This is a genomic window from Hallella sp., assembly GCF_037460745.1.
Taxonomy (GTDB): Bacteria; Bacteroidota; Bacteroidia; order Bacteroidales; family Bacteroidaceae; genus Prevotella; species Prevotella faecis.
This window is the reverse complement of record NZ_JAXVAE010000157.1, coordinates 1-4,611: the sequence shown is the minus strand read 5'-3', so window position 1 is coordinate 4,611 and position 4,611 is coordinate 1. Positions and strand designations below refer to the sequence as shown.

At 56.6% G+C, this 4,611-nt stretch carries 2 protein-coding genes; both read left to right on the top strand.

The genetic code is table 11. From position 1 onward, the window contains the following. Window positions 1–935: 935 nt before the first annotated feature. On the top strand, window positions 936–2,159 hold the full coding sequence (locus WKK33_RS10550; protein WP_215760790.1) for an MFS transporter: 1,224 nt from the start codon (window positions 936–938) through the stop codon (window positions 2,157–2,159). 112 nt (window positions 2,160–2,271) lie between these two features. Then, a partial coding sequence (locus WKK33_RS10545; RefSeq protein WP_337933781.1) for a beta-galactosidase occupies window positions 2,272–4,611 on the top strand: 2,340 nt, incomplete at its 3' end.

Sequence of the window (4,611 nt, the reverse complement as noted above, 5' to 3'; positions counted from 1 at the left end):
AAATATCAAATATATAACTATAGTTAAGCGATTAATATCGCATCACTAGTAATGGGAAAATATACTATTTAACAAATGGGGGTGTTGGGTGTAGAATGACAACTTTTTTTTATAATGACCGCTGAGAGGAAACACCGTCGGGGTTTGATATCTCACGAGATTTGTCGTAGACCCACCGACCAACGGGAGGTAATGACATGCGAAGCCACAGCAACCGAAGAGAGAATCTGTGCAAATCGGTGAGATCGGCGGGAGACACTATGCGCCGATGGCGCTTGAAAAGACAAATGGGAGAATGCGCCCACAGATCGCACGATCGACACAAATGCCATGCGGGGTGATTGTCAAACACACAGATCGCGCCGTCGGCGCGACGGATGGGCACGGATTCTTTCGCATGCGGAAAGTTGTTTCTATGAGGGCGCGTTTACGGCACGTCCCGAAGGGACAGAAGTTCATAGCCCAGGGCGTCGCTTCGCTTGCCCTGGGCTATGGAGGTCGTTGGGCTTTCAGCCCGCATAGTTTGACTTTCAACACGGCTACTCTCACACGAGCCAGCGCCTTCCCATACCTTTCAACACGGCTACTCTCACACGAGCCAGCACCTTCCCATACCTTTCAACACGGCTCATCTCACACGAGCCAGAGCCTTCCCATACCTTTCGACACGGCTACTCTCACGCGAGCCAGCACCATTTCTGCCCGATCCTCCAACGTGCCCATCCAAAACTCAATGCCCTTTCAATACTCTACATCCCTCACTCAACAATTCCCATTCAACACCCAACATTCAACCCCCAACATCCCTCGCTCAACAATTCCCATCCAACACACAACATTCAACACCCAACCCCCAACATTCAACATTATAAAATGTTGGGGGTAAGCTAAAAATGAGTACTTTTGCACAACAAACCATAAAAGGACATTCGTCTATGCAAATCAAAGCCATCAGCCAGAAGCTCAAGGGCAAACCCACCATGACCGAGGGAACGGCCTACTCCATACTCATGATTTGCGGCATATCGCATTTTCTGAACGACATGATACAGTCGATCATTCCCTCCATTTATCCCATCCTGAAAGACCAGTTCGACTTCTCCTTCGCACAGATTGGCATCATCACGCTCGTGTTTCAGATGACCTCGTCGATCCTGCAACCGTTCACCGGCCTGTACGCCGACCGCCACCCGCGACCGTACGCCCTCTCCGTGGGCATGTGCTTCACGTTGGCGGGCCTTCTGGCACTGGCCTTCGCCAACCATTACCTCACCATACTCATAGCTGTGAGCATCGTGGGCTTCGGATCGTCGGTGTTCCACCCCACGGCATCGCGCGTAACGCAGATGGCGTCGGGCGGTAAGAAGAGTTTGGCGCAATCGATCTTCCAGGTGGGTGGCAACGGCGGATCGGCCCTCGGCCCCCTTTTGGCGGCCATCATCATCCTGCCTTACGGTCAGCACTCCATCTCATGGTTTGCCTTGGCCGCCCTGCTCGCCGCCTTGATCATGGTGCGGCTCGGCGCATGGTATAAGGCCCGTATGCAGTATGTGGTGAAGCATCCGCAGAGAAAGCCCGCGCTGAACAACCACATCTCCAAACGTGCCAAATACGGAGCGTTGGCAATACTCGTGCTTCTCGTGTTCTCGAAGTATTTCTACACCTCGTGCATCACGAGCTACTTCACGTTCTTCCTGATCGACAAGTTTGGCGTGTCGATAAAGGCTTCGCAACTGTTCCTCTTTGTGTTTCTCGCCGCGTTCGCCATCGGAACGGTGGCGGGTGGCGTGCTGGGCGACAGGTTCGGCAGGAAATATGTCATCTGGTTCTCCATCCTCGGAGCGGCGCCCTTCGCCTTGGCCATGCCCTTCGTGGGCCTCACGATGACCATCGTGTGCTGCTTCCTCTCGGGACTGATCATCGCATCGGCGTTCTCGTCGATCGTGGTTTACGCCACCGACCTCATGCCCGACAAGGTGGGGATGATCGCCGGCGTGTTCTTCGGACTGATGTTTGGACTGGGGGGACTGGGGTCGGCCTTCTTCGGATGGCTGGCCGACAAGACCAGTGTGGAGTTTATTTTTCAGGTGAGCGCATTCCTGCCGCTGATGGGAATCGTTGCCGGACTGCTGCCCAACACACAAAAAGCGGAGAAATAGATGAATTTTGAACGTGAGTCGGCACATTCTTGAAGATTATTCGTAACTTTGCGAAAATAAGAGCGCTTGCGCTCAAAAGGGACAAGAACAAATTCCAAAACAAACCATAAAAATGAAGCTGACAAAGACATTATCGACGGCGGCCCTCGCAGCCGCCATGCTGCTCTGCCCCATGGGCAGCCAGGCAGCCAAGCCAGGCGACTTCACGGTGGGCAAGGGCACGTTCCTGCTCGACGGAAAGCCTTTCGTGGTGAAGGCCGCCGAGCTCCACTACCCCCGTATTCCCAAGGCCTACTGGGACCAACGCATCAAGATGTGTAAGGCTCTGGGAATGAACACCATCTGCATGTATGTGTTCTGGAACATACACGAGCAGAAGGAGGGGCAGTTTGACTTCACCGGCAACAACGACATTGCCGCCTTCGTACGCCAGGCACAGAAGAACGGCATGTACGTCATCGTGAGACCCGGTCCCTATGTGTGCGCCGAATGGGAGATGGGCGGACTGCCCTGGTGGCTGCTCAAGAAGAAAGACATTAAGTTGCGCGAGCGTGACCCCTACTTCATGGAGCGCGTGAAGATCTTCGAGAAGAAGGTGGCTGAGCAACTGGCACCGCTGACCATACAGCGCGGCGGCCCGATCATCATGGTGCAGGTGGAGAACGAGTATGGATCGTATGGAACCGACAAGCCGTATGTGTCGGCCATTCGCGACATGCTGAAGGACAACTGGTACCAGAACGGACGCGGACCGGCGCTCTTCCAGTGTGACTGGGCCAGCAACTTTGAGCGCAACGGACTGGACGACCTGGTGTGGACCATGAACTTTGGCACAGGCGCCAACATCGACCAGCAGTTCCGTCGCCTGGGCGAGTTGCGCCCCGACGCACCGAAGATGTGCTCGGAGTTTTGGAGCGGATGGTTCGACAAGTGGGGCGCACGCCATGAGACGCGCGACGCCAAGGACATGGTGGCCGGCTTGGACGAGATGCTCTCGAAGGGCATCAGCTTCTCGCTCTATATGACCCACGGAGGAACATCGTTTGGCCACTGGGCTGGCGCCAACTCACCGGGATTCGCACCCGACGTGACATCGTACGACTACGACGCGCCCATCAACGAGTATGGCCAGACCACACCCAAATATTTTGAGCTGCGACAGATGATGCAGAAGTACACCCAGGGCAAGATGCCTAACGTGCCGAAGGCTGCCGCTCCAACGATGAACGTGGCAAAGTTCACACTCGACCAGTATGCCACCATCGGCTCGGGCATTGACAGCACCGCCACATCGGTGACGCCGCTCACCTTCGAGGACATGGACTTCGGCTGGGGTTCGATGATCTATCGCACAGCCCTGCCCGAGGCTCCCGCGGGCGCCGTGCTCACCATCGATGGTGCGCACGACTATGTGCAAGTGTACCTGAACAAGAAATATGTGGGTAAGATCGACCGCGTGAAGAACGAGCGGTCGCTCGTAATGCCTGCCACCAAGAAGGGCGACAAGCTGACGGTGCTCGTGGAGGCCATGGGACGCATCAACTTCGGACGCGCCATCAAGGACTTTAAGGGTATCGTGGGCAACGTGACGCTGAGCGCCGCCGTGGATGGCGACGATGTGGTGTGGACGCTGAAAGACTGGGAGCAGAGCCGCATTCCCGACACCTACGCCGACGCTGTGCGCGCCCTCTCGGGCAAGAACAAGATGGGACAGCAGGACCGCCTGAACACCAAGGCTGGCTACTACCGCGGCTACTTCAACCTGAAGAAGACAGGCGACACGTTCCTCAACTTCGAGAAGTGGGGCAAAGGCCTGGTGTATGTCAACGGACACGCCGTGGGTCGCTTCTGGCGCATCGGTCCGCAGCAGACGCTCTACGTGCCGGGTTGCTGGCTGAAGAAGGGTCGCAACGAGGTGATCGTGCTCGACGTGGTGGGACCGAAGGAGACCACCGTGTGGGGAGAGGACAAGCCGGAGCTGAACAAGCTGCAACTGGAAGAGAGCAACAAGCATAACAACATCGGCGACAAGCCCGACCTGAACTCAAGCACGCCGGTGTTTGCCGGACAGATGAAGGCCGGAAACGGTTGGCAGACGGTGAAGTTTGACAAGGCGGCTACGGGTCGCTACCTCGCCATCGAGGTTAGCAGCAACCAAAGCGGAAAGGCGCTGAGCGCCATCGCTGAGGTCTACGTGCAGGACGCCCAGGGCAAGCGCATCAGTCGCGACGCCTGGAAGACGAAGTATGCCGACAGCGAGGACGACAATGGCAACCACACCGGCGACAAGGCGTTCGACCTGCAGGAGTCGACCTACTGGCAGACGGAGAATGGCGCCGCCCTGCCCCACCTGTTGGTGATCGACCTCGGTCAGCAGCAGACGGTGACGGCACTGGAGTATCTGCCGCGCGCTGAGCAAGGAGCACCGGGCAGCATCAAGGACTGCAAGGTG